20 protein-coding genes are annotated in these 24,212 nt (G+C 47.5%); 14 read left to right on the top strand and 6 right to left on the bottom strand.

Translation table 11 applies throughout. From position 1 onward, the window contains the following. Nucleotides 1-19: 19 nt before the first annotated feature. The 5 genes from WQ57_RS23875 (at nt 20) to WQ57_RS23855 (ending at nt 6,259) form a co-directional block, all read left to right on the top strand. Nucleotides 20-2,749, top strand: coding sequence for a glycoside hydrolase family 2 protein (locus WQ57_RS23875; protein ID WP_046526133.1), 2,730 nt, complete (start codon nt 20-22; stop codon nt 2,747-2,749). A 65-nt stretch (nt 2,750-2,814) separates the two neighbouring features. Continuing rightward, complete coding sequence (gene dgoD / locus WQ57_RS23870) at nt 2,815-3,963, top strand: galactonate dehydratase (protein WP_046526132.1); 1,149 nt, start codon at nt 2,815-2,817, stop codon at nt 3,961-3,963. 14 nt (nt 3,964-3,977) lie between these two features. Continuing rightward, nucleotides 3,978-4,931 carry a sugar kinase gene (locus WQ57_RS23865; RefSeq protein ID WP_046526152.1) on the top strand — a complete coding sequence of 318 codons (954 nt, stop codon included), beginning with the start codon at nt 3,978-3,980 and terminating at the stop codon, nt 4,929-4,931. Nucleotides 4,932-4,945: 14 nt separating this feature from the next. After that, a complete protein-coding gene (locus tag WQ57_RS23860) occupies nt 4,946-5,566 on the top strand; it encodes a bifunctional 4-hydroxy-2-oxoglutarate aldolase/2-dehydro-3-deoxy-phosphogluconate aldolase (RefSeq protein ID WP_241481629.1) in 621 nt (206 codons plus the stop codon). Between the two features lie 480 nt (nt 5,567-6,046). After that, nucleotides 6,047-6,259 (top strand): DUF378 domain-containing protein, encoded by a 213-nt coding sequence (locus WQ57_RS23855; RefSeq protein WP_156183225.1) that lies wholly within the window; start codon nt 6,047-6,049, stop codon nt 6,257-6,259. A gap of 187 nt (nt 6,260-6,446) precedes the next feature. Here the strand turns inward: WQ57_RS23855 and WQ57_RS23850 are convergent, their stop codons facing one another. Continuing rightward, nucleotides 6,447-7,196 (bottom strand): CPBP family intramembrane glutamic endopeptidase, encoded by a 750-nt coding sequence (locus WQ57_RS23850; RefSeq protein ID WP_052948866.1) that lies wholly within the window; start codon nt 7,194-7,196, stop codon nt 6,447-6,449. A 388-nt stretch (nt 7,197-7,584) separates the two neighbouring features. Here WQ57_RS23850 and WQ57_RS23845 point away from each other — a divergent pair, with 388 nt between their 5' ends. Together WQ57_RS23845 and WQ57_RS25830 are read left to right on the top strand one after the other, a co-directional pair. Beyond that, complete coding sequence (locus WQ57_RS23845) at nt 7,585-9,012, top strand: fibronectin type III domain-containing protein (RefSeq protein ID WP_046526131.1); 1,428 nt, start codon at nt 7,585-7,587, stop codon at nt 9,010-9,012. A 189-nt stretch (nt 9,013-9,201) separates the two neighbouring features. Then, nucleotides 9,202-12,162, top strand: a complete 2,961-nt coding sequence (locus WQ57_RS25830) for an Ig-like domain-containing protein (RefSeq protein ID WP_052948865.1) — start codon at nt 9,202-9,204, stop codon at nt 12,160-12,162. Between the two features lie 72 nt (nt 12,163-12,234). On the opposite strand, the gene WQ57_RS23835 is transcribed toward WQ57_RS25830, so the two are convergent. Next, a complete protein-coding gene (locus WQ57_RS23835) occupies nt 12,235-13,008 on the bottom strand; it encodes a DUF1129 family protein (protein ID WP_046526130.1) in 774 nt (257 codons plus the stop codon). Nucleotides 13,009-13,013: 5 nt separating this feature from the next. Beyond that, nucleotides 13,014-13,343: a PadR family transcriptional regulator gene (locus WQ57_RS23830; RefSeq protein ID WP_046526129.1), complete on the bottom strand. Its 330-nt coding sequence runs from the start codon at nt 13,341-13,343 to the stop codon at nt 13,014-13,016. A gap of 734 nt (nt 13,344-14,077) precedes the next feature. Between WQ57_RS23830 and WQ57_RS27250 the strand changes: the two genes are divergently transcribed. Next, the gene (locus WQ57_RS27250; protein WP_241481628.1) at nt 14,078-14,227 is read left to right on the top strand and encodes a hypothetical protein; all 150 of its coding nucleotides are present in this window, start codon (nt 14,078-14,080) and stop codon (nt 14,225-14,227) included. A gap of 163 nt (nt 14,228-14,390) precedes the next feature. After that, nucleotides 14,391-15,227, top strand: coding sequence for a DUF368 domain-containing protein (locus WQ57_RS23820; protein WP_241481626.1), 837 nt, complete (start codon nt 14,391-14,393; stop codon nt 15,225-15,227). A 132-nt stretch (nt 15,228-15,359) separates the two neighbouring features. Here the strand turns inward: WQ57_RS23820 and WQ57_RS23815 are convergent, their stop codons facing one another. After that, the gene (locus WQ57_RS23815) at nt 15,360-15,764 is read right to left on the bottom strand and encodes a membrane protein (RefSeq protein ID WP_046526128.1); all 405 of its coding nucleotides are present in this window, start codon (nt 15,762-15,764) and stop codon (nt 15,360-15,362) included. Nucleotides 15,765-15,920: 156 nt separating this feature from the next. Here WQ57_RS23815 and WQ57_RS23810 point away from each other — a divergent pair, with 156 nt between their 5' ends. Then, complete coding sequence (locus WQ57_RS23810) at nt 15,921-17,645, top strand: SulP family inorganic anion transporter (RefSeq protein WP_156183224.1); 1,725 nt, start codon at nt 15,921-15,923, stop codon at nt 17,643-17,645. Between the two features lie 69 nt (nt 17,646-17,714). Here the strand turns inward: WQ57_RS23810 and WQ57_RS23805 are convergent, their stop codons facing one another. After that, the gene (locus WQ57_RS23805; protein WP_046526127.1) at nt 17,715-18,239 is read right to left on the bottom strand and encodes a hypothetical protein; all 525 of its coding nucleotides are present in this window, start codon (nt 18,237-18,239) and stop codon (nt 17,715-17,717) included. Between the two features lie 359 nt (nt 18,240-18,598). Here WQ57_RS23805 and WQ57_RS23800 point away from each other — a divergent pair, with 359 nt between their 5' ends. The 4 genes from WQ57_RS23800 (at nt 18,599) to WQ57_RS23790 (ending at nt 22,543) form a co-directional block, all read left to right on the top strand. Next, the gene (locus WQ57_RS23800) at nt 18,599-20,230 is read left to right on the top strand and encodes an alkaline phosphatase D family protein (protein ID WP_084820366.1); all 1,632 of its coding nucleotides are present in this window, start codon (nt 18,599-18,601) and stop codon (nt 20,228-20,230) included. A 49-nt stretch (nt 20,231-20,279) separates the two neighbouring features. Beyond that, nucleotides 20,280-20,804, top strand: coding sequence for a type 1 glutamine amidotransferase domain-containing protein (locus WQ57_RS23795; protein WP_046526126.1), 525 nt, complete (start codon nt 20,280-20,282; stop codon nt 20,802-20,804). A gap of 33 nt (nt 20,805-20,837) precedes the next feature. Next, the gene (locus WQ57_RS26825; RefSeq protein ID WP_156183222.1) at nt 20,838-21,014 is read left to right on the top strand and encodes a hypothetical protein; all 177 of its coding nucleotides are present in this window, start codon (nt 20,838-20,840) and stop codon (nt 21,012-21,014) included. A 317-nt stretch (nt 21,015-21,331) separates the two neighbouring features. Next, a complete protein-coding gene (locus WQ57_RS23790; protein ID WP_046526125.1) occupies nt 21,332-22,543 on the top strand; it encodes a multidrug effflux MFS transporter in 1,212 nt (403 codons plus the stop codon). A 123-nt stretch (nt 22,544-22,666) separates the two neighbouring features. Here WQ57_RS23790 and WQ57_RS23785 read toward each other — a convergent pair whose 3' ends face one another. Further along, nucleotides 22,667-23,935: a S8 family peptidase gene (locus WQ57_RS23785; RefSeq protein WP_046526124.1), complete on the bottom strand. Its 1,269-nt coding sequence runs from the start codon at nt 23,933-23,935 to the stop codon at nt 22,667-22,669. Between the last annotated feature and the right edge of the window lie 277 nt (nt 23,936-24,212).

Genomic DNA, 24,212 nt, shown 5'->3' with positions numbered 1-24,212 from the left:
AAGCTTGGAGGCAAAAGCAATGAGAGAAATTCAAAGTTTGGATGGGGTCTGGAATTTCAGGCCGGACAGGAAAGGTGAAGGGGAATGGCGGGACTGGCAGATAAACGGGATTCCTGAAGGAAATGATGTAGACGTGCCACATATTTGGCAACGGGATGGAGGCAGCCTGATCAGTTATAACGGGGCGGCTTGGTATGAGAAAAGCTTCACTTTCCTGGGTAAAGAAGGCAGGGTCTTTCTGCATTTCGGAGCGGTCGATTACCATGCAAGAGTATGGCTGAACGGTCATTATGTCGGCGAGCATGAAGGGGGATTTACTCCTTTTGAATTTGAAATATCTGATTTCCTGGTTCAGGATGCAGAAAATAGAGTTACTGTGAGGGTCTTTGATCCTGAAGACAATGCGGAGATTCCAATTGGCAAGCAGGGAAGCTGGTACACAAGGGTCAGCGGCATCTGGCAAAGTGTTTACATAGAAAGCAGGCCAGCTGCTTTTATCGAAGCTGCCCAGGTGACGCCTGACATAGATAAAAGTGAAATTAAAGTGAACTATCGGATCAGGGGGGATGTTTCAAACAGTGCGGCTGTTCAATTTGCCGTCCGCCACCATCTCTCGGCTGATAGGCCAGTTGTATCTGAAACAGCCACTATTACTGGGAACCAGAATGAATATACTCTTCGCATTCCAAACCCCATCCTTTGGGACATGGAAAATCCGCATTTGTACGACCTTGAAATCAGATTTGGAGAAGACTTGAAGACTTTTACATTTGGCATGAGAAAGGTCTCTTTTGAGGACGGCCGGATGATGTTGAATGACAAACCTGTATATATCCGAGGTGCATTGGACCAGGCGTTTTATCCGAACACCGTTTATGTGGCTCCGTCTGATGATTTTATCCAAAAGGAAATTCAGCTCGCCAAACAAATGGGCTTTAATCTTCTTAGAAAGCATATCAAAGTGGAAATCCCAAGATATTTGTATTGGGCCGACAGGATGGGCATGCTGATTTGGGCCGAACCCCCAAATTATGTGAAATTCACGCCTCAGGCAACGAGGAGATTTCAGAATGAACTGACGGCGATGATTAAGCGGGATTTTAACCATCCTTCGATTTTAATCTGGTCCATTTATAACGAGGAGTGGGGCCTGGAGTGGGATTTGGCCAATGATCCGGTAAAGCAGAAGCATGTCGAAGAAATGTATGACTATGTGAAGGAACTTGATCCAACACGACTCATTTGCGACAACTCAGGATGGACACATGTGAAAACCGATATTAACGACCATCATAGATACTTTGTCTGCCCCGACCAGCTTGAAGCTTGGCAAAAAGACCTGGATGAATTCGTGATTGGTAATCCGGATAAAAACTTTGTGGATGGATATCAATCCAACGGAGAACCCATCATTATCTCAGAGTTTGGGGTATGGGGGCTGCCGAGTGTTGACAAGCTGAAAGAACATTATGGCGAAGAACCTTGGTGGTTTATCAACCAAGGGGAGGAATCCCATCAGGAGGACTATAAAAAGCCAACTACAGGAATGGAGAACTTTACGAAATACCAATTGCATGAAACGTTTGATACCTTTGAAGATTTGGCCGCAGCCTCGCAGAAGCGGATGTTCAGGGCTGTGAAATCTATCGTTGAAGAAATGAGGAAGCGTGTGGAGATTGCCGGTTATGTTGTGACCGAATTTACGGATATCGAGTGGGAGACGAATGGCTGGCTGGACTATCTCCGTAATCCTAAAGAAGGATTCGAGCACCTGATTGATTTTAACGGTCCTATAATCGTGATGGTCGACAAAATGGCGAATAATCTATGGACAGGGGAGAAGGTTTCCTTAGGCCTCGTAATAAGCAATGATGATGTGAAATCATTTGAAGCTTCTGTTCATTGGTCTATTCCTACCCTGGAAGTAAGCGGAGTGGTCCCAATCGGCTCATGCGTAGAGCCACTCATCAAGATTGAAGATGCCATTTCATTCAAGGTTCCGGAAGTGGAATCAGCGGGTTTCCATGAACTCAAACTGGTTCTTAAGGCCGGTGATCAAATTCTCGCCGTCAATCAGGAAGAAATGACCATTACCCCGAGAGACATAAAGAAAAAAGGGGAAATTTCCGTCCGTGAATCATCGGAAAGACTACAGTCTGAACTGGTTTTAAGTGGTTATGAAGTAAATAGTAACCTAAGTCAAGGAGTTCCCTTAATCGCCGATCATCTTGATCAGGAGATTCTCGATTTTGTGCGCAATGGCGGTGAAGTGATTTTTCTTGCCGAAGAAGGAGACAGGATTGAGGAAAAAGGACACTTTACCTTCAGGGAGCTTCCGGCCGGGGAGAGCTGGCCAAGGGCTTCTTCCTTTAATTTTGTCAATCCGGGCTTTTTCCCTGAAGTCCCCTTACATCCGGAAATGGGATGGGAAACCGACCTGCTGATTCCGGACTATGTCGTGCCTTTCAGTGATTATAAAAAGCCGGGCAGCCGCAGGAGCATTAATATGTTCGGGAGTCCGGGGCTGGCTCAGTCCGCCAAGATCATTTCAGGCTATTTCCAAGGATGGATTGGCCAGGTTGGCGGTTCGATTATGGTCCAGAAATACGGAAAAGGAACAATTACTTTGACTACCTGGAAATTAAAAGAGAACTACGGAAAGCATCCGATTGCCACGCAGGTAGTTGACAGCCTGGTGTTATTGGATACCAGGGAAGTTCTTAAGATGGAAGAAGAGGCGAAGGTATAAATGACAATGCCTGCCTTTCCGTTAGTGAAGGGCAGGCATTTTTTTGATAGAGGGGGAGTAAGTCTATGAAAATAAAAAAAATGGAATTATTCAAAGTGCCTCCAAGATGGCTGTTTTTAAAAATCACAACGGATGATGGGCTGTCAGGATGGGGTGAGCCGGTAGTTGAGGGGCGGGCTGATACGGTAAAAACGGCTGTTGAGGAATTGAGCGAATATCTGATTGGCCAGAATCCTTTAAGAATCGAGGATTTGTGGCAGGTGATGTACCGCGGTGGATTTTACCGCGGCGGTCCGATTCTCACAAGTGCCATTTCCGGCATTGAACAGGCCCTTTGGGATATTAAAGGGAAATATTACAATGCCCCGGTGTATGAACTTTTGGGAGGAGCCTGCCGGGATAAAATTAAAGTGTATAACTGGATCGGCGGGGACAGGCCTACGGATGTGAAGCTTGCTGCTCAAAAACAAATCGAAGCAGGATTCACGGCCGTCAAGATGAATGGGACCGAAGAAATGCATTATATTGATTCGTTCTCAAAGGTAGAGGAGGTTATTGAACGGATTGCGGCAGTGCGAGAGGTTGGCGGAAGCGATTTTGGAATCGGCATAGATTTCCATGGCCGTGTCCATAAATCAATGGCCAAGGTACTCGCCAAGGAGCTCGAGCCTTATCGTCCCATGTTCATTGAAGAGCCGGTTCTCCCTGAAAATAACGAGGCATTAAAAGAAATTGCAAGATATACATCTGCGCCAATTGCGACTGGTGAACGGATGTATACGCGATGGGGATTTAAAGGGATTTTGCAGGAAGGAATCGTTGATATTATCCAGCCTGATGTTTCCCATGCGGGTGGGATTTTGGAGACCAGAAAGATTGCGGCCATGGCTGAAGCCTATGATATTGCCTTGGCACCGCACTGTCCGCTAGGTCCGATTGCACTAGCCTCATGTCTCCATGTAGACGCCTGCTCGCCTAATGCCTTTATTCAGGAGCAAAGCCTGGGTATTCATTACAATGAAGGCAGCGATCTTCTCGATTACCTCTTGGATACTAAATCATTCTCCTACAAAGATGGATATGTCTCCCTGCCAACGGGCACGGGTCTGGGCATTGATATAAATGAAGACAAAATCAGGGAAGTTTCGGAGATAGGGCATAATTGGAGAAACCCGGTCTGGCGGCATCATGACGGCACGGTTGCGGAGTGGTGAGGATGGAAAAAGATATTGACTTGATTACACTAGGTGAGACCATGGCGCTTTTTACGCCGAGCAGTGAAGGCTATTTGCGATATGCATCGCAATTTTCCCGCTCGTTTGCCGGGGCTGAAACCAATGTCGCCATCGGGGTATCCAGGTTTGGTTTTAAAACCGGATGGATTAGTAAGGTAGGAAAAGACGAGTTTGGCCAGGCTCTTCTTCGCTTTTTAAGAGGCGAGCAGATTGACGTTTCTCAAGTAAAAAAAGATGAAGAATATCCAACGGGCCTTATGTTCAAGGAGTACCTCAGGGACAACAAGCTTAGGGTTTTCTACTACCGAAAGGAGTCGGCCGCGAGCCGCCTTGTTCCGAAAGATATTGATGAAACCTATATCAAGCGGGCGAAATACCTTTTTCTCTCAGGCATAACCCCGGCTTTAAGTGATTCTTGCTATGAAACGGTGAAAAGAACGGTTGAGGTTGCAAGGAATGAAGGTACTGCTATCATTTTTGATCCAAATTTACGGCGTAAGCTTTGGACAGAGGATAAAGCTAGAAGGATACTAACCGAACTTTCGGGTTTGGCCGATATTGTCCTTCCGGGCGTGGCTGAAGGGGAATTTCTTTTTGGCACGAGCGATGTACGAGAAATTGGAGAGTCATTTCTTGAACTGGGAGCTGATATGGCAGTAGTAAAGCTTGGGGCAAAAGGAGCCCATTATTTTACCGGCAGTGAGCATGCTTTGGTTCCTGGTTTTAAGGTAGAAAGAGTGATTGACCCAATCGGCGCAGGAGATGCCTTTGCCGCCGGATTGATTACTGGTTTTATCGAAAATCTTACATTGAAGGATGCGGTAAACCGAGCAAATGGTTTTGGGGCAATGGTAACACTTGTCAAAGGCGATGTAGAAGGCTTGCCGGAACGAATAGAACTGGAGCAATTCATTAGCAAAGCTTCATTAGAAGATGTCCAGCGTTGAAGGAGGGAAATATATTGACCTTAGAGGCGATAAAACAGTATAAAGTCATTTCCATTATAAGAGGTGTACCGAGTCAATATATTCCGGAAGTCTTTGATGCCTTATACGAGGGTGGAATCAGACTGGTTGAGGTCACTCTAAATACCAACAATGCCCTAGACATGATTGAGGAAATGAGTAAAAAGTACGAAGGAAAAATGCTTATTGGGGCAGGGACGGTGATGGATGAAGAAAGCGCGTGCATGGCAATCGGCGCCGGGGCAAAATTCGTCCTTACTCCAATCCTTAACATTCCAACTATCCATGCAGTCAAGGAGAGGGGAGCCGTTTGCATTAGCGGAGCCCTTACTCCCACTGAAATTTACACAGCCTATACACATGGATCCGATTTGGTAAAGGTTTTCCCGGCCGGCTCGATGGGTGCAGGGTACATAAAGGATCTCAAAGGGCCGCTTCCAGAAATACCTATTGTCCCGACGGGAGGAATTGATGTTACAAACGCAGCACACTACCTTGAGGCCGGAGCTGTTGCTTTAGGAATTGGCAGTTCATTGGTGCCTGCAAAAGAGCAATACAGCAGAGAGGACTTTGAGACAATAAAGCTAAAATCGCAAAAATTTGCGCTCTTGGCATAGGAACAGAATGAAACTCTCATAATTTTATGGAAATGAGCTACAGAACTTGTATGACAGTTCTAGATAGCATAAGGAAGGTCTCTCCGTTGGAGGGGCCTTTTTGGGTAGGCATGATAATGTGAGTGAGTGTTCCCAAGGTCGGGCTTTTATGAACCTCATCCTATACTGGCGGAGCAAACAATGAATATAAACAAAGGGACACTAAGATGATAAGCATTTTCCTCATAGAATCCTCCCAGTTGATTAAAAGAATGATAAAAATATCTTATCATAGCCTCCTGCTGGACTTTGATGGTACTAATTGGTGATTGGTCTTCCAACTGGTCCAAAAGTTATGCAGCCATGTTTGCAGGTTCTGGAAATGGGTACCCAATTAATATCCCATTTTTGAAGAGACAAAGCACAATTCCAGCTGAATTGCGCAGGGATGGTTATGAGCCATAAGATAAATACTATGTCACTAGACGAAGAGGTATTTACATGAGTGGTCTTCAGCGTGCAGCACTTGTCCTGACGATTATCGGAGCCATCAACTGGGGTCTGGTCGGATTCTTCCAGTTCGATTTGGTCGCTACTCTTTTCGGAGGCCAGGATGCAGCCTTATCGCGGATTGTCTATGGTCTAGTCGGTCTTGCAGGCTTAATTAATCTTGGACTTCTGTTCAAGCCTGACAGGGAATACGAGAGAGCCTGAGTCACGTCCTGTACGATAGGAATGAATAATATCTTGTATTGTTTGAGAGAAGATACTGTAAAAGCCAGAAGGACCACAAGAGTCCATCTGGCTTTTTGGGGTTCGTAAAAGGTGGAAAGGGGAAGGCGCCTTCGATAGACTCACCCAAACACGTACTCGCTCAATATTACAAGCGTCTATTTTTTTACTAGATGATAAACCCGCTATACACCATTCCAATATTAATGACGATATGAAAAACGATGCTTGGATAGAGGCTGTTTGTCTTGAGGGTGAGGATGGCGTAGATGACTCCTGCAACGGAAATGAGCAGACTGAGGGCAATGGAAAAGCCGATGGCAAGATGGAGAAGGCCAAACCCGACGCTTGTAACCAGAACGGCATAACCTGTGGAGGTCATCTCCTTTAGAGCCGACAGCATGATCCCCCTCCATATCACTTCCTCAAAAACCGCATTAATAAGGGAAAAAAGCAGGCAGAACCATAGCAGCGATTGCAGATACTCCCAATCCTTTTGAAGAATAAAATAACCATAGATGACCAGATTAATAACAATCCCAATCAGCCAAAACCAAAACGTATCAATTTTGTGAAACGGCAAGTCGATAGGGTTTTTCCAATCAGGCTTCTGATTGTACCAGGAAACCTTCTTATGAAAGAAGAGATGGACAAGAACCATTCCCAGAATCATAAAACCAAGGGAAAGACGATTCAGAATGATTTTTGTTTCTTTTGGGATTTCCATCGTTCCAACGAATGTATTAAAAAACATAAAAAGTGCAAAACAGACTAAAAATGATAACAGCAGGGATGTTGTGAACCTTTTTTCTTTATTCACATAGAGTAAAATTGCAAAGCCTATAAAGATTAATAAGGAAAAACCTGCTTGTTCGTAGGAAATAGCCATTATCCCCAGAAAAAATAAAACAGCAATCATACCCGAAATCTCCCCATCTCCATTTTTGTTTATTTTACCATAAATTTCTAATTTATCGCAGAGGGCCTGTTATTCTGCCTCATTCTTTTAAATGAAAAATAAAAATATATGTCTCTTAGCATCATTTAGACCTAAGCAAGAAGGGTAGCCGGTTGGAGGTTGTCCTCCTTGCTTTTGGCTGAAAGGTACTTCTCTTCAGATTTAGGCATAATGTCGAAAAATATTAAAAGAGAAAAAGTGAGGCGGATGGTAAAATAGTAGTGGTATATTTTACCTATAAATGCAGAGGGGAAATCTATTTCAATAGGAATGGAGGAGGGGACAAGCCTTTTTTTAATAGATGAAGAGGATTTATGGTTGAATCATATTTTTAAAGAGGAGAATTCATATGAGGAAATATGGAGCGTTCTTTTTGCTTTCTATTTTATTGTTAGTCTTTGGTTTAACGGTTCAGACAGAAACCGCTCAAGCCGCTGTTGGAGATCGAGCTACACCTTATAGTGCATGGACCAAGCATAAATTCACTTATCACGAATATTCCTGGGAAAATCCTAAAGTGGTGGAATTGCAGTTAATCGGTTTGTACAAGGGAGAAGAGGCAAATTATATTATTCAGGAAGAGAATTACTTTAACGAGACGCCTTCTTATGATGAAGAGTGGATCTTAATGGGATTTAACTTAAAGTATGTCTCAGGACCTGAAGAGACCTTGAATGCTTCTGATGTTATATGGAGTGGAAAGAGTTTTTATACAACAAGCGGGCAGAAAGTCTCGCCAATCGACACAGCCTCCTTTTCTAACATTTTGGAAGGCGTGGGAGAATACGATGTTGAACTGTATCCTGGCGGCCAATCTGAGGTTTGGTATGGAATCCTTGTAAAGAAGACAGTTGGATTCCCGTTGATAAGGATTGCCTCAGGAGTAAATCCATCTACTTATGTGACTCAATACAAATGGTTTTCTACCAATCCTAGTTACAAGGAACCTGTTGTGGTTGCTGCTCCAACCACCCCAAAAGCGGCATCCAACTCATACAATAGCAATAAAATAAACTGGACTGCTGCAAGCGGCGTATCAGGATACGAGATTTACAGATCCACCTCAAGTACAGGAACTTTTACCAAAGTAGGAACAACGACAGGGACCTCCTTTGTGGACCCTTCCTTGACTACAGGCAAGGTTTATTATTATAAAGTTAGAGCTTATAAGACTGGGACCACCACCAGTTATAGCAGTTTTACTTCTGTTGTGAATGCTAAACCAACTCTGACAACACCTGGCTCGCCAAAAGCAGCTTCCTCTTCTTACAATAGTGTTAAAACAAGCTGGTCTGCAGTAAGCGGAGCAAGCGGCTATGAGGTCTACCGATCAACTTCAAGCACCGGAACCTATACGAGTGTAGGTTCAACAACATCGACGAGTTTTAACAACAGCGGACTGACAACGAATAAGGCTTATTATTATAAAATAAGAGCCTACAGAATGGTCGGAACGTCCAAGGTCTACAGCGGTTATTCAGCGGTGGTGAGCGCAAAGCCAATTCCATCCGTCCCAGCGAATTTTTCAGTTAGCCGAGCTAGTTCAACTAGCATTAAATCAACCTGGAATGCTGTATCAGGAGCAAGCGGATATGAAGTATACCGGGCACCTTCCAGCACGGGAACCTATTCACTCGTAAAAAACACAACTACACCGGCTTTTACCAACACTGGTCTAATCACTGGAACCTACTTTTATAAAGTGAGGGCTTATAGAACCGTTGGTACCACGAAGGTTTATAGTAACTGGACAACCGTACTAAGTGTTAAGCCGTAAAAAGCCAGCTTTGGCCAGATGAATTCTTTATGATTCATCTGGCCTTTCTATTTTTTGTGGGACCCAGTAATTCCCATTATTTTCTTTCAAGGGATTCGACAAAAACCATCTATATGAATAGCTTCGAATATAGTAATCTATAAATAAATTGATGGTTAAAATTGTAAGTGAAGACATGGCGGGCCCTGCATGATGCAGGAGACACCCCATGCTTCGGAGAGGGATGATGAGATGAAGCGGGTTTTGGTGGGGTTGATGTGCTGGATTTTGGCGGCTGGCCCTTTGGCGGCGGGCGTTGAGGCAAATGGTAATGCCGGCGATTCAGGTTTGGCTGATGCTTCTGCTGGGGACACGGACCAGGTGATCGTGGTCCTTCAGCCGGGCGCGGAAGCTGATAGTTTGGAAGAGTACGAGATTGTGGACAGCGATCTGGCCAAGGAAGAGAATCTCGTTACGGTCGAAATTCCTGCACAGCAGAGCACGGAGTCTTTTATGGAAGAGCTGGAAGAGAAGCGCGAGGTGCTCCTTGTTGAGCCGGACTATATCATTCAGCGCAGCGAGGTCCAGCGGAAGCACATCCCAAGCGACCCTGACTATCTTTCCCAATGGCATCACCAAAGAATAGAGTCGGAAGCGGCCTGGACAAGGACCAAAGGCTCGAAGGAAGTGGTTGTTGCCGTGATTGACGATGGCGCCGATCTCCATCACCCTGACTTGCAGGGTAGAATTCTTTCCCCGTATGACGCGGTCAAAGGGACGGCTGGCTCTATTCCTGCCGGAGAGCACGGAACCCATGTGGCGGGAATTGTTGCCGGCTCCATGGACAATGGGCACGGAGGCACGGGGGTCGCCCCCAACGCCCGAATCATGCCAATCAATGTGTTCCGCGGAGAATTCGCGTATACATCAGATATCATTAAAGGAATCAATTACGCCATCAGTGCGGGAGCGGACGTAATCAATATGAGCCTGGGAACTTTTTATTATTCCTCGGCCTTTGATGCGGCGGTACAGCAGGCTTATCAGAGCGGGGCCGTGGTTGTCGCAGCTGCCGGCAACGAATCATCCCGCTCCGTCAATTACCCTGCGGCCTTTTCAAACGTAATCGCTGTCAGTGCCACAAATTCATCGGATGCCAAAGCGTATTTTTCCAACTATGGCCCCAATGTTGACCTTGCGGCTCCCGGTTCCAATATCTATTCCACACTGCCATACGGCTTTTACGGAGGAATGAGTGGCACCTCGATGGCTGCACCTGTTGTGGCCGGAGTGGCCGCCCTCGTGTGGAGCAGTGAGCCCGGCCTGACCAACAAGCAAGTGGAAAGCCGCCTGTATGGAACGGCAGATGATCTGGGCACAACTGGCAAGGACGAAAAGTTCGGCCATGGCCGCGTCAATGCGAAAAAAGCGTTGAAGGTAAAAGAACTCAAGCAGCCTCTCGTTCATGAAGTCAGTGACATGGATGGGGCCGTGACCGGAATGGCGTATGAAAGCGGCACTGTGGAGGTGAGGAGCCGGAATGTACTGCTTGGTTCCGCTCCTGTGAATGGCCAGGCCGATTTTACCGTCCGAATCCCGAAACAGCCGGCTGGAACACTTTTAAAGGTAAAGGTCGTAGATTCCTACGGAAATGGCAGCAAACCGGTCGAGGTCAGCGTCCAAAAACGGACCGTCCTCGCGAGTCCGGTGGTGGGCGAGATGTGGGAGACCATGAAAGCGGTGCGCGGGACAGCACCGCCGTTAACTTCGATTCAGGTGAAGACGAAGGCCGGATCGTATACAGATACAGCGGATGACCAAGGGAACTTTGAAGTGAAGGTTCCACTGCAGCCCGTCGGCAGTACGATCGAAGTAACGGCAAGCGACAAGGAAGGCAATGTCAGTGGTGTGGTGTATGTTCAGGTGCTGGATAAAACGGCGCCAGCTCCACCAAAGGTAAACTCAGTGACCGATTTTTCGAAAACGGTAAAGGGAACCTCCGAGGCGTATGCGAAAATCGAAGTGAAGTCGAGAGGCCGCTTGATCAGCGCAGGCGCAGCCGGGGGAGACGGCAAGTTCGAAGTCGGTATTCCGGTTCAGAAAGCAGGAGCCCAGTTGATTCTTACGGCCATCGACAAGGCAGGAAATCCGAGCAAGGCTGTCACCATAACAGTCAAGGATGCCACTCCTCCCGGAAAGCCGGCCGTGAACACAATCACCAATAAAAGCACCAAGGTGGCAGGAAAAGCCGAGCCATATGCCACCGTCGAAGTGAAGGTTAATGGAAAAGCCGTTGGAACGGGGAAGGCAGGAAGCGACAAGGGCTTTTCCGTGACCATTCCTGTCCAGAAGGCAGGGGTGAAGCTGCATGTAACGGCCAGGGATGCCGCCGGGAATACAAGTGGAGCAACGGTTGTTACGGTTAAAGATGTCACTCCGCCTGCTCTCAAGGTGAATGCGGTATCTGACCGCTCAAAGGAAATAACGGGGACAACAGAAGCCGGAGCAACGGTAAAAGCAGCTATCGGAAGCAGCAAATACAGCGGCAAGGCGGATGGGAAGGGTTCTTTTAAAATAGCCATTCCTCGGCAAAAAGCGGGTGTGAAGATTTCTGTTACGGCAGCGGATGGAGGTGGCAATGTCAGCCCTGTAAAAGCAGTGGTTGTGTTGGATAAAACCCCTCCAGGTCAGCCAACCGTCAATGCGGTGTCAGACAAGTCGAAAGCAGTGACCGGGAAGACGGAGGCAGGAGCTTCGGTTACAGTGGGGATTGGAAACAAGAAATACAGCGGCAAAGCAGATGCCAAGGGAGCTTTCAAAGTGGCCATCCCGCTGCAGAAAGCAGGTACCAAGCTGAGCGTAACAGCCAGGGACAAGGCCGGAAACACAAGCGCCGCACGGACGGTGGCGGTCCTCGACAAAACCCCGCCAGCTGCGCCGAAGGTCACCACTAAGGTGAAAAGCTCCACCAGGGAAATTTCCGGAACAGCCGAACGCAACTCAGCCATTACGATCAAAGCAGGCAGCAAGGTAATCGGCACAACCAAAACCAGCAGCAAAGGGAAATTCAAAGTGAAGATCAAGGCGCAAAGGAAAAACACCCAGCTGAAAATAACCGCGACAGACAATGCCAAAAATGTCAGCAAGGCAACGGTAATGAAGGTGAAGTGAAGCATGGGGACGGTTCCGCTGCCTCAAAAAGCAAGGTCAGATGGACTCGCCCATCTGACCTTTTTCTATCTCCTAAACTCTGGTATTGCTCTTTTTCTTTTTCCTCTGAAGAAGAAAAATGGCGATTGCCAAAGCGGCGGCAGCTGCAAAGACAAGAACGGTAACCGTAACATAGAAGGGATCGTTATTAACCTCCTCAGGAATGACAGTGCTGGCGATCGGACCCAAGGATAAAAACAGCGGGATAACAATGGTAAACCAGGTTTTTGAATAGATGGCCGAGCCGATGAAAATGGCCGCGCACAGGACAATGATCCAGTTGTTTTCGGCCGGTGAGGCGACATAAATAAGCTCGAATCCCTGTGTTTTATACCATAGCATCAGAGCTACAAACAGACCGGTAACAGCCATGGAGGTGCCTACCAGCAAGACATAGCTCCACTTGGAATGAAAAAACTTCGGCAGGACTTTTAATAAAAGCAGGCCGTAGATCAGGATTCCTGCTGCCCCTGTGATCAATGCCAGCCAGATGGTGCCTTCCGAGATGGAAAACTTCCCTTCAATCGCTGGGCCAAGACTGAAATAGGCTGCCAGCAAAAGGATGAACATTGGTACCATTCCGGCCATCTGGCGATAATCAGTTTGCATCGATTCGCCTATGCTCTTCATATACTGCTTCGGGCTTTTGCCGGTAATATGGCTCACATCCTTGCCCTCTGCCTCGGCCTCCATCAAATGAACCTCCAGCTCTTCGGTAATCTCATTGATTTCCTGGTCATTCTTGCCTTTTGATATCAGATAAAACCGAAGTTCAGTCAAAAATTGTTCTGCCTGCTTAGAAACCATGTCCTTTATTTCCCCCTTTTATCCAATACATTGTTCACCGAGGAGCTCACCTGCTCCCAGCGGGTAATGAACTGCCCAAGCTCCTGCTCGCCTTTTTCCGTTAAAGAGTAGTATTTCCGCTTCGGGCCTGCCGTTGACTTTCTTAATGTCGTGCTGACCAGGCCTTCCTTTTGCATGCGCAGCAGAAGGGGATAGATCGTGCCCTCGCTGAAGGAATGGAATCCATAGGATTCAAGCTTGGCCGCAAGCTCGTATCCGTATATTTCCCCCTCTTTGATGATCGCCAAAAGACATCCATCCAGGATCCCTTTTAGCATTTGCGTCGTATCAGCCAATTGTATGGCTCCTTTCGATATCTTGTATTGCAAGGTATACACCCAGTATATAACGCAGTATCTTGCAATGCAAGGTAAAAAGAGGCGCCTTCTGCTGCTTCCTTGGCAGTCTTAGCTACCTAAAAGAAAAAAATAGATATAAGCCAATTACGGATTGTTGGTCTTTTGTTTAAAGGCTCTTTTATTGTCATTGTTAATTTTCATAAAGGTATGATAATTATTAAGGGGAGAATCTCCGGCTATTGAACGCAAAGGTACCTTAAGAAGCAGAAATAAGGGGAGACATTCCCCTTAACTACTCAAAACAAAGCAAAATCACATAGATTTCGACCTATAACCGGAAAAACTCCTCTTATTTCAAGGGGAATTTGAGAATTTCCCGAATTAACCGGACATTCTCCCTTTATTTTTTCAATTAGAGTGAAATCAACATACAGCTATAATTAAGCATATTTAAAAACTGTATGTAGCAGCAGGGAACCTTGTCACCGGCGAACTATCCCAAGTTGTTTCAAAAGCAGAGAAGCTATCATTTCACCTGGGAAAAGCTACCCGCCGTTCTCCCTGTGAAGAGCTTTTAGACCCAAGTTTTGATAAAGTAATGTTTTATTAACATTAACTTTCTAAAAAGAAGGTTAATGTATGTAAAATAATGGATTTTAATCTTCCAATACCCTGCAAGTTAGGTATGATTATCACTGTAACAAACTATAGCAGCCAGGGAGGAAAAGAGTATGAAAAAATGGTTTTTTGCTTTGATGGCAGCATTACTGATTACAGGTGCGGCAACGGGCTGCAGCAATGATGAAAATCCTGACGAGACAAACACAGAAGAAACGGAAAGCACAGAAACGGAAGAAGGCACTGAAGAGGAAACAGAATAAAAGGAAAATCAAAAGAAGTACACCTTTTCAGGAAGGTGTATTTTCTTTTGGCCAATAAATCACGGGGACGGTTCTCCAGCATCACTTTCCTCCAAAAATGATGCAGGAGAACCGTCCCCATGCTTCCTTTCCCATTTTATGATAATCTATAAAAGATTGATTCATGGACGAAGGGATTGAGTTTGTGTTCGAATGGCGTAATATTTTTAAAGGGATGATGATTGGGGCGAGCGATGTGGTGCCGGGTGTGAGCGGCGGCACGATTGCCCTGTTGGTTGGGATTTATGAGAGGCTGATTGAGGCGATTAATGGCCTGTTATCAAAAGAGTGGAAAAAGCATGTGATCTTCCTGATTCCTGTGGGGCTTGGGGTTGGAATCGCGATTTTGACGTTAAGCCATCTGCTGAGCTGGCTGCTTGAGGTTCACCCTCAGCCGACGTTTTTCTTTTTCCTTGGGCTGATCCTTGCGATTATTCCCGCCTTGTTGGTTGAAGCGGATTATAAACGAACCTATAAAGCCGGACATTATGTCCTGCTGGCAATCGCCGCTGTTGGGGTTGCGCTGACAGGCTTGGTCGGGGAAGGCCAGGGAACGGTCATGACCAATCTGGATTTCGGCGATTACCTTTTCCTCTTTTTTGCCGGCTGGCTGGCAAGCTCGGCAATGATTCTTCCGGGCATCAGTGGATCGATGGTCCTGCTGCTGATGGGAGTGTATGTGACAGCCATCGATGCCATCAAAACATTCAATATTCCTGTCATCATTGCGGTTGGGACTGGGGTCGTTATCGGGCTGCTGCTGACAAGCAAGCTGATCCGCTACCTGTTCCTGCACTTCCGAGTGGCCACCTATGCTGTCGTGACAGGCTTTGTCGTCGGCTCCATTTTTGTCGTCTACCCAGGCTGGCCTGGCGATGTCCTGCTAATGGTCATCTGCATCCTCGCTTTCATCCTCGGGTTTGCCGTCGCCTATATGCTTGGGAAGGTCGAGCGAGGATAGGAGCTCGACGGAATAAATTTGAAGGGAAGGCCTTTTGCGAAGGTCTTCTTTTTTATCGGATACGGAATGCTTCTATTAATCAAACGTTTGATTAAAATTTCCGTAACACAGCAGTCCGGAATGCCCGCCATCTCAATGCCTTCTGCCAGGCCTTTTGAACAGCCTCCGAACCATTCGAAACACCAATTTGATGATAAGGTAACCTATGAAAAATATAATAAATCCCCATAAGCCCATCACGGCATCCTGAAACTCCATATTCCCGCGGCCGGTAATTTTCTGCTGAATCTCCACCGCGAACACAATCACAACAAGAACCGTGAACGTATAAATAAAAGAAATCGCTGTGATGCTATGCTTCGCCAATACCTTAAAGAAATGGTGGACAATGAAGAAGGAAAGAATCCCCAAGACCCCGAACACCCAAAGATGCAGCTCCTTGTCCGACATGTTCAGGCCCAGCGCATTGCTGATATGCAACAGCTGATCATGAAAAATATTGACGATTTCCGTAAGAATCAAGATTGCTTCTCTCACATTCAATCCCCCATTTATTTTATTTTCTGAATCCCTATCTATAGAATACTATCATTTTATGAACAGAAAGGCAGACTGGATATTTTATTTAGTTGAAAAGGCAAGGGAATATAATACAATAAAAGTAGAATACACAAGGAAAAAAGGGATGTTGCCATGATTTTTAAACGATCCATTCCAAAAATAAACGACAAACCTTATAGTAAAAACTTACTGACGAGGGATTTAATCGCCGGGTTCACCCTATTTGTCATGCTCGTGCCGCAGGGGATGGCCTATGCGATGCTGGCCGGCCTGCCGCCGGTGATGGGCCTGTACGCTTCGACCCTTCCTGTGCTCATATACGCCCTTTTTGCCTCTTCACGCCATCTTTCTGTAGGTCCGACAGCCATTACTTCGCTGCTCGTTTTCTCGGTAATCGCCGTGTTTGCCACACCGGGAACCTCTGAATATATCACTCTGGTCATTCTGCTGGCGCTGATGGTAGGCGTGTTCCAGTTTCTGTTCGGCCTTTTTAGGCTTGGCTATATCGTCCGCTTCATTTCCCCGGCCGTCCTGGGAGGCTATACCTCGGCTGCGGCCATCGTGATTGCCTTAAGCCAGCTGAAGCATCTGCTCGGGATCGAGGGAGGCAATTATTTTCAGATTCATCTGCTGCTTTCGGAAGTGGGAGGCGGACTTGGGCAGATTCATTGGCCAACCTTCCTCGTCGGAGCAGGGAGCATCGTCTTGCTGCTCCTCCTAAAAAGGGTGTCACGCCGCATCCCGGCAGCACTGCTTCTCATTCTTGTTTCGATTGTGGCCGTCTATGCCATGGGCCTCCATGAAAGGGGTGTCTCCATTATTGGGGAGGTGCCAAGCGGCTTTCCGTCGCTGGTGCTTCCGGCGCTTTCCACCGAGGCTGTCCGCCAAATCCTTCTGCCAGCGCTGACGATTGCCTTGCTGGGCTTTATGGAATCGCTGGCGATTGGAAAGGCGATTGCTGACAAGGAAAAGTACAAGCTGGACCCGAACCGGGAACTGAAGGCGCTAGGGCTTGCCAATATGCTGGGATCCTTCTTTCAGGCCTTCCCGATTAACGGAAGTTTTTCCAGGAGCGCCGTCAACCATCAAAGCGGGGGAGTCACACAGATGGTCTCGGTTTTTACGAGCCTGTTCATGATCCTGACTCTATTCTTTTTCACATCGTTCTTTTACTATTTGCCGAATGCCGCTTTGGCGGCCATCATCATGGTGGCTGTGTATAAATTGGTCAACTTCGCCCAATTCTGGCATCTGCTGAAAATAAAAGCGGTCGACGGCTGGATTTGGGTGGTGACTTTCGCGGTGACGCTGTTCATCGGGATCCAATGGGGGATTTTGCTTGGGGCCGGACTTTCGTATCTTCTGCTGCTAAACAAGCTGTCACAGCCGAATATTAATGAAGTAGGGTATGTGCATGAAGACAAGACTTTCCGCAATGTTGCAAGGTTTCCGAGGGCGCAGACCAGGGACGGCCTGATCATGCTCCGGATTGATTCTTCGATTAATTTTGCCAATATCCCTTATTTTGAGGATAAGGTGAGGCAGCTGCTTGCGGCCAGGCCCGGCACGGAAACCATCATTACCGATTTTAAAAGCGTCAACGACATGGACGCGCCCTCGTTCGCCGTCCTTGAGGACATCATTGTGCAGCTGAAGCAGGAAAAGGGGATCCAATTCTACTTTGTCGGCATGAAGGGCCCCATCAGGGACACAGCCTCCAATGCAGGGTGGGACCAAAAGTTTCCCGAAGAAATCCGCTATTTCTCCCTCGAGCAGCTGCTGAAAGATAAAAACATCCGCTTCCATGCGCCGCCCAAGGACAACATCGAACAAGCACCCTTCATGTACATGATTTAGAGCAGGGGGACGGTTCTCGTGCCTCATTCCTCCCAAGGGAGGATGAGGCGGAAGAACCGTCCCCTTGCTTCATTTCAGTTGTGTCAGCTGGTAGATGACCTGGTCGTTATGGGTGGTTTGGATCAGGCCGATGTTGGGAGCGTAGTATTTTTTATAGCCGCCCTTCTCGGTGACTTCGACGGCTTTTTTGAACAGGCCGGCAGGAGTCTTGATGGGCATGTTCACGCCGGTGATGCTGCTGATGTCATTTTCCTGCCCTGTGTTGCGGTCCCAGAACTGCCCGGTTTTAACCGGAAATTGCAGATCCATGATGGCCGAAGACTCCGGCGGCGCATGCATCAGAAACTCCTCGTTCTCCATGAAGGCAATCCTCCTCGTACCCTTTGAATCGGTAACGGTCCACTCCTGCCATCCCTCATGCATCTGGTCAAAGGTGAAGGTTTCAGTCGTACCATCTTTGTGCTTGTAGACATACGTCAAGCTAGTGTCGGGAAGGTAGCTCTCCCTCTTTTCCTTTGCTTGCGCCGGGAAACCCGCCATCGTGAAATAACCCGCTAGAATGTGTATGATGGCCAGTATTAAAAACTTTCTCATGCTCGTAACCTCCGTGAAACCTATTTACTGTTCATTCTTTGTTGTTTCGGTTTTTTTATGTATTTTGGCGTTATGAACCTTAAAAGATTCTTAACAAAGAGCTTCAGGAGATATGTGCCTTTTTTCTTATCTTCCAAAAGTGCCGGCTGGTGTCTTGGTCACCAGCACGCTGTATCATCCTTGCTGCGCTTCCAAAGTCCCGCGGCCAGAGCTGAAAATGCTCCTTCATTTAGAAAAAACCAGGACTAATCCCCTGTTTTAGAAGTGTTTACTATTTTTTTACATAAACACATCTTGAATTAAACATCCCTTCCTTATGATGGAAACGAAATCACTAGGGAGGGATAAAAGTGAAAAAAATGGATCTTTCTTCAGACAAGCTGAATCGCAGGGGGTTTTTAAAGAAATCGGGAATAGGAGTGGGAATGGCCCTGGGAGCTACGCTCATTCCTTCATTTGCTATGAATGCTGCGGCCGAAACTTCGCAAAGCCAATCCAACAATATTGATTATCCATTTACATTGGGAATCGCTTCAGGCGACCCGCTGCCGGACGGGGTGGTTTTATGGACAAGACTTGCCCCGGATCCATTGAATGGCGGAGGAATGCCGAACAATCCATTTCCTGTTCAGTGGGAAGTGGCCATTGACGAGAATTTCTCCAAAGTTGTAAAAAGAGGCACCGAGCTTTCGAAACCGCAGTTTGGCCATTCTGTCCATGTTGAAGTTGATGGCCTGCAGCCTGCTACCTGGTATTATTACCGTTTTAAATCGCAAAGTGATTTCAGTCCAACAGGCCGGACGAAGACAGCGCCTGCTTTTAACAGCCAGGTGGATGAGCTGAAATTCGCGTTCGCCTCGTGCCAAAACTGGCCAGTTGGTTTTTACACGGCCTATCAGCATATGGCCAAGGAAGATCTCGATTTGGTCGTCCATTTGGGAGATTACATATACGAAGGAAAACATGACTCTTCCATCCGTCCGATGGACCAGGTTTATCCGGAAATTTATAGTCTTGAAGAATACCGCAATCGATATGCATTGTATAAGCTTGACAGCGATTTGCAGGCCGCTCATGCAAATTTTCCGTGGATTGTCACGTTTGATGACCATGAGGTGGATAATAACTACGCGGGAGACATTCCGCAAGACCCTCCGAAGCAGCCGAAAAAGGAGTTTATGGCCCGCAGAGCGGTTGCCTACCAGGCCTATTACGAACATATGCCGCTTCGCCGCACATCCGTGGTAAACGGCAGCGACATCCAGCTTTACCGCCGCCTTTCCTTTGGCAATCTGGTCGATTTTAATGTGCTGGATACGCGCCAGTACCGGGATGACCAGGCGAATGGGGATGGGTGGAAGGTACCGACTCCGGAATCGGACAACCCAAGCCGCACACTTCTCGGTGAACAGCAGGAGCAATGGCTATTGAGCGGCCTGGCTGCGTCACAGGCAAAATGGAAGGTGCTGGCCCAGCAGGTGTTCTTTGCCCGCCGTGATTATGATTTTGATCCAGGGGAGCTGTATGTCAGTATGGATGCGTGGGACGGATACCCTGGCGCCCGCCAGCGGATTCTGGATTTCCTGGCAGCTCAAAACATCCAGAATACCGTGGTTCTCACTGGTGATGTACATACCAACTGGGCAAATGAAGTAAAAGCGGACTTTGATGACCCGAATTCAAAGAATGTGGCCGTCGAGTTTGTCGGAACCTCGATTACGTCCAATGGGGATGGGTCCGATGTGAACAGCAACACCCCACAAATCTTGGCGGAAAACCCGCATATCAAGTTCTTTAACAACCACCGGGGCTATGTTCGCTGCACCCTGACCCAGGACGCATGGCAAACGGATTACATGGTGGTTCCATATGTATCCAGGCCGGGAGCACCAATCAGCAAGCGCGCGTCCTTCGTTGTGGAAGACGGAACCTCTGTCCTGCACGAGGGGACAAGGGAGACAGCCGCGGCAGGCAGCGTTAGTTTCGCTTAATTCCTTCTTTTCTGGTTAAATAGAAAGGGTATAGAAAGGAGATGGCGACTTGCGATTAAAAGGAAAGAAAATCATCAGTCTCGTTCATCATGAATTTGAGGACCTGGAACTATGGTATCCAATCCACAGGCTCCGGGAAGAAGGAGCGGTTGTCGAGCTTGCCGGAGAAAAAGCGAATGAAACCTATATCGGAAAGTACGGCGTGCCGGCAGAATCCGATTTTGCCTACGGCGACATCAAGGCGGAGGACTATGATGCCATCCTCGTTCCAGGAGGCTGGGCACCCGATAAAATCCGCCGCTTCCCGGAAGTGCTTTCGCTTCTGCAAGAAATGGATGCAGCTCAGAAGCCAATCGGCCAAATCTGCCATGCCGGCTGGGTGCTGATCTCGGCGAAGATTCTTCAGGGTAAAAAAGTAACAAGTACTCCTGGAATCAAGGATGACATGGAAAATGCAGGCTCGGTATGGGTTGACGAACCAGTTGTCACCGACGGCCACCTCGTTTCCAGCCGACGCCCGCCTGATTTGCCTGATTATATGAGGGAATTTATAGCGGTTTTGGAGAAAAAGTAAGAAAAGAGCAGCCTGAACCGGGGGTGGAAACCCTTGGCCAGGCTGCTTTTTGATTATTGGTTTGAAAAAACCGTGAGTGCATACAGTAAAAAGAGTGTGTGCCTCCAGCAAAAGCGGTTGATTGCATCAATTATTGCCGTGATTGCATCGATTAATGAGGTTATTGCATCAATTATTTCGGGGATTGCATCAATTATTCCTGTTATTTGAAAAACCTGTGTCCAGGTTGTGACACGGATGCACTATGTTGCCACTTTGTTACTGTTTATGCATCACGCAACACGATTTATTCTTCAATCCTGGCGGGTTATGCATCATAAAACGCAGGAAATCAATCAATTACATCGTTTATCGAAACACTGATGACCAAGTTGTGACAACATTATGTAACCCTAGACACGGCCAGTGGTTACATATACACCGTTTGATCGAGAGGCTGGAGCCGGAACCGATCCATAAGAACCGTTCCCATGCTTGACAACTTATGTATAATAGGAAGGTATATTACTAGAGAGGCGGAAGGGCATGTGAATAAACTAACAGGTACGAAAAGATTACAGCTTGCTGTATTGCTAGGTTCACTTGGGCTTTTGGGGCCTTTCACAATAGATATGTATTTACCGTCATTCCCAACGATTGTGGAAGATTACGGGACGAATGCGTCCCTGGTGCAAATCAGCTTGACGACATGCCTTTTGGGTCTTGGTCTTGGACAGCTGGTCATCGGGCCAATGAGCGATGTACTTGGCCGGCGAAAGCCATTGCTCATTTTTCTTATCGCCTATTTAATCGCGTCCCTGGCTTGCGCGCTATCCCCCAATATCTATGTTTTTATAGCCGCGCGTTTTATACAGGGGTTTTCAGCCGCTGGCGGCCTTGTTATTTCGAGGGCGGTCGTTCGCGATGTTTACAGCGGGAGGGAATTGACCAAGTTTTTCGCGCTGCTGATGCTTGTGGGCAACCTCGGTCCGATTGTAGCCCCGATTGCCGGCGGCGCTGTCCTTGCCTTTGCCAATTGGACGAGTGTGTTCATTGTATTGGCTGGAATTGGTTTGATCTTATTTTTAATTGTTACCAGCAAACTCGAAGAAACCCTGCCTGAAGAAAGCCGGGTCCCTAGTGACTTCTTCCAGGTAGTGAAAAATTTCGGGTCTCTTTTAAAAGACCGGCAATTTACGGGCTACGCTCTTACCCAGGGGTTTATTATCGCAGGCATTTTCGCCTACGTGTCTGGAATTCCTTTCGTCTACCAAAATATTTACAAAGTATCTCCGCAGGAATTCAGCCTGTTATTTGGAGTGAATGGAATTGCTTTAATTATTGGCAGCCAGGTGGTAGGACGATATGCAGGCATAATACCGGAGCGTACCTTCCTGAAGGCAGGGTTGGTTATTTCCAATCTGTCAGGCTCTCTTTTGCTCCTAGCGCTTTTGCTGAAAGCACCGCTCCTTGCCGTCGCCATTCCGATTTTCTTTTTAGTGGCATCCATCGGAATAATTGCGACAACGTCGTTTTCGCTTGCGATGGAAACACAGGGGCATATCGCCGGAAGCGCCTCAGCCCTCTTAGGCCTTCTCCCGTTTGTACTAGGGTCTTTAACGGCTCCGCTTGTTGGCATCGCTGGTGAATATAATGCCATCCCGATGGGGGTCGTGATATTCTCAGCAAGCCTGCTTGCTTTCCTGTCCTATTACGGATTGGTCCGGAAAGCCTCCTTTAGGGTCCAGGCAGCGAAATAACAAATATATTTTGAACACAAGAAAGCCGGAAGCATGCTCGCTTCCAGCTTTTTTTGTTTTCTGCATTCAGGGAGATTCCTTGCTGCCGTTGATGATGCACGAGAACCGTCCCCATGCCTCACATTATCTCACTCTTGCAAATCCAAATCCGGAGGCGTGGTCGTCGCCTGTTGCGGCGCCATATCCGCCATTGATGTCATAGAGTTTGGCCCTGCGCTGCAGCTCGGAGCGCAGCTGGGCGTTGCTCCAGGAGGAGTTGGACGACCAGAGCTTTGCGGCAAGGCCGGCTACGTGCGGAGTCGCCATGGACGTTCCTGAGATGGTATTGTAGTTTCCGTCATACCAGGTGGAGAGGATGCTGCTTCCTGGTGCCGAGATTTCAACATCGCGCTCGTGGATGATGTAGTCATTATCGGTTGCGGAATTTCCTCTTGATGAGAAATTCGCTACCCTGTAGGTGCCATTCTGCTGGACGTTTTCAAGCGCCGCCACGGCGACCGCTTTTGTCAATGCGCCCGGGTATCCAATTGTATTGTCTGCATATCCGCTGTTGCCGGCTGCCGCCACTACAAGGGTTCCCCGATTATAAGCGTAGTCAACGGCGCTGGCGATCATTGAATCCTTGCCGCTTGAACCGAGAGACATGTTAATGACAACCTTCGAACCTGTTCGAACGGCTTCGTCCGCTGCATGGCGGATCGCGCCGGCAATATCATCGGAATAGCCGGAACCGCTGTCGGTCAATACTTTATAAGCCCAAAGCTTGGCCTGAGGCGCGACTCCGTAAACTCCCAGCCCATCAGACGCCCCGTGTGCCAGCGCAGAGCCGGCAACATGCGTGCCATGGCCGTTTCGGTCCGTACACGATCCGTTCACAAGCGGGGAAGAAGATTGCGTGAAGTCTTTGCACTGCTCGCCCTGGCCTCTCAGGTCATAGTGATTGGTATAAACGCCAGTGTCCAGGACCGCAATTTTGATTCCCGAGCCCCCGGATGTCGCAGTAATGCCGGCATCATTATAAATCGCCTCGATGCCCCAAGGCGTCCTGTCGCTCGGCAGGGAAGAGATGGCTGTTGCACTGGCATCCTGCTTGGCTGGATTCTCCCTGCTGTCCAGCTCTACTTCAGGTACTCTATCAATCTTAAGATTTTTATTCTTCAATAATGCCTGGTACTGCTTTTCACTCACATTGGTTGTAAATCCTTCACTGCCAAAATCCCAGCGGACCCCAAAATTCCTCTTTGCATCCGCCATCTCCGCGTTTGGCCCTTTAATCACAACACGGAGGGACTGGTTTGTTTCCGGTGCCTGTGCGCCGGCACCGGCCGCAAACAAGGAAAGGCCCAGGGAAAGTGCAGCAAAGGCAGATCCAAGCTTTGTTCTCTTTTTCATTTGGTTTCTCCTCTCAATTTTGGTATGTACAGCATTCGTCTGGCTGTAATATCCAGTTTATTTACAATCTAGCAAGATTTCAAACACAATTATAAAAGTTGAAGTTGGGAAAATACCAAGCTTGCTTTTTATAAAAATAAAGCGAAAAGGGCCGCTATTAAGGTGTTTTTGCCTAAAATTTCCCCCTGGTTGCGGTATTTCCCCTATTTCCCTATTGAAAAATTTCCCAACATGCCTACGCAGGTTATTGATTGTAATGTTTAGAATATTTACATTA

Source organism: Mesobacillus campisalis (assembly GCF_000986785.1).
Lineage (GTDB): Bacteria > Bacillota > Bacilli > Bacillales > Cytobacillaceae > Mesobacillus_B > Mesobacillus_B campisalis.
The sequence above is the reverse complement of the archived record's forward strand: the minus strand, read 5'-3'. Positions and strand labels throughout refer to the sequence as shown.

Excerpts from the sequence above, each read along its gene's own strand:
- WQ57_RS23875 (WP_046526133.1), top strand. The coding sequence starts at position 20 with ATGAGAGAAATTCAAAGTTTGGATGGGGTCTGGAATTTCAGGCCGGAC.
- dgoD (WP_046526132.1), top strand. The coding sequence starts at position 2,815 with ATGAAAATAAAAAAAATGGAATTATTCAAAGTGCCTCCAAGATGGCTG.
- WQ57_RS23855 (WP_156183225.1), top strand. The coding sequence starts at position 6,047 with ATGAGTGGTCTTCAGCGTGCAGCACTTGTCCTGACGATTATCGGAGCC.
- WQ57_RS23850 (WP_052948866.1), bottom strand. The coding sequence starts at position 7,196 with ATGATTGCTGTTTTATTTTTTCTGGGGATAATGGCTATTTCCTACGAA.
- WQ57_RS23845 (WP_046526131.1), top strand. The coding sequence starts at position 7,585 with ATGAGGAAATATGGAGCGTTCTTTTTGCTTTCTATTTTATTGTTAGTC.
- WQ57_RS25830 (WP_052948865.1), top strand. The coding sequence starts at position 9,202 with ATGATGCAGGAGACACCCCATGCTTCGGAGAGGGATGATGAGATGAAG.
- WQ57_RS23835 (WP_046526130.1), bottom strand. The coding sequence starts at position 13,008 with ATGGTTTCTAAGCAGGCAGAACAATTTTTGACTGAACTTCGGTTTTAT.
- WQ57_RS27250 (WP_241481628.1), top strand. The coding sequence starts at position 14,078 with ATGAAAAAATGGTTTTTTGCTTTGATGGCAGCATTACTGATTACAGGT.
- WQ57_RS23820 (WP_241481626.1), top strand. The coding sequence starts at position 14,391 with ATGGACGAAGGGATTGAGTTTGTGTTCGAATGGCGTAATATTTTTAAA.
- WQ57_RS23810 (WP_156183224.1), top strand. The coding sequence starts at position 15,921 with ATGATTTTTAAACGATCCATTCCAAAAATAAACGACAAACCTTATAGT.
- WQ57_RS23805 (WP_046526127.1), bottom strand. The coding sequence starts at position 18,239 with ATGAGAAAGTTTTTAATACTGGCCATCATACACATTCTAGCGGGTTAT.
- WQ57_RS23800 (WP_084820366.1), top strand. The coding sequence starts at position 18,599 with ATGGATCTTTCTTCAGACAAGCTGAATCGCAGGGGGTTTTTAAAGAAA.
- WQ57_RS23785 (WP_046526124.1), bottom strand. The coding sequence starts at position 23,935 with ATGAAAAAGAGAACAAAGCTTGGATCTGCCTTTGCTGCACTTTCCCTG.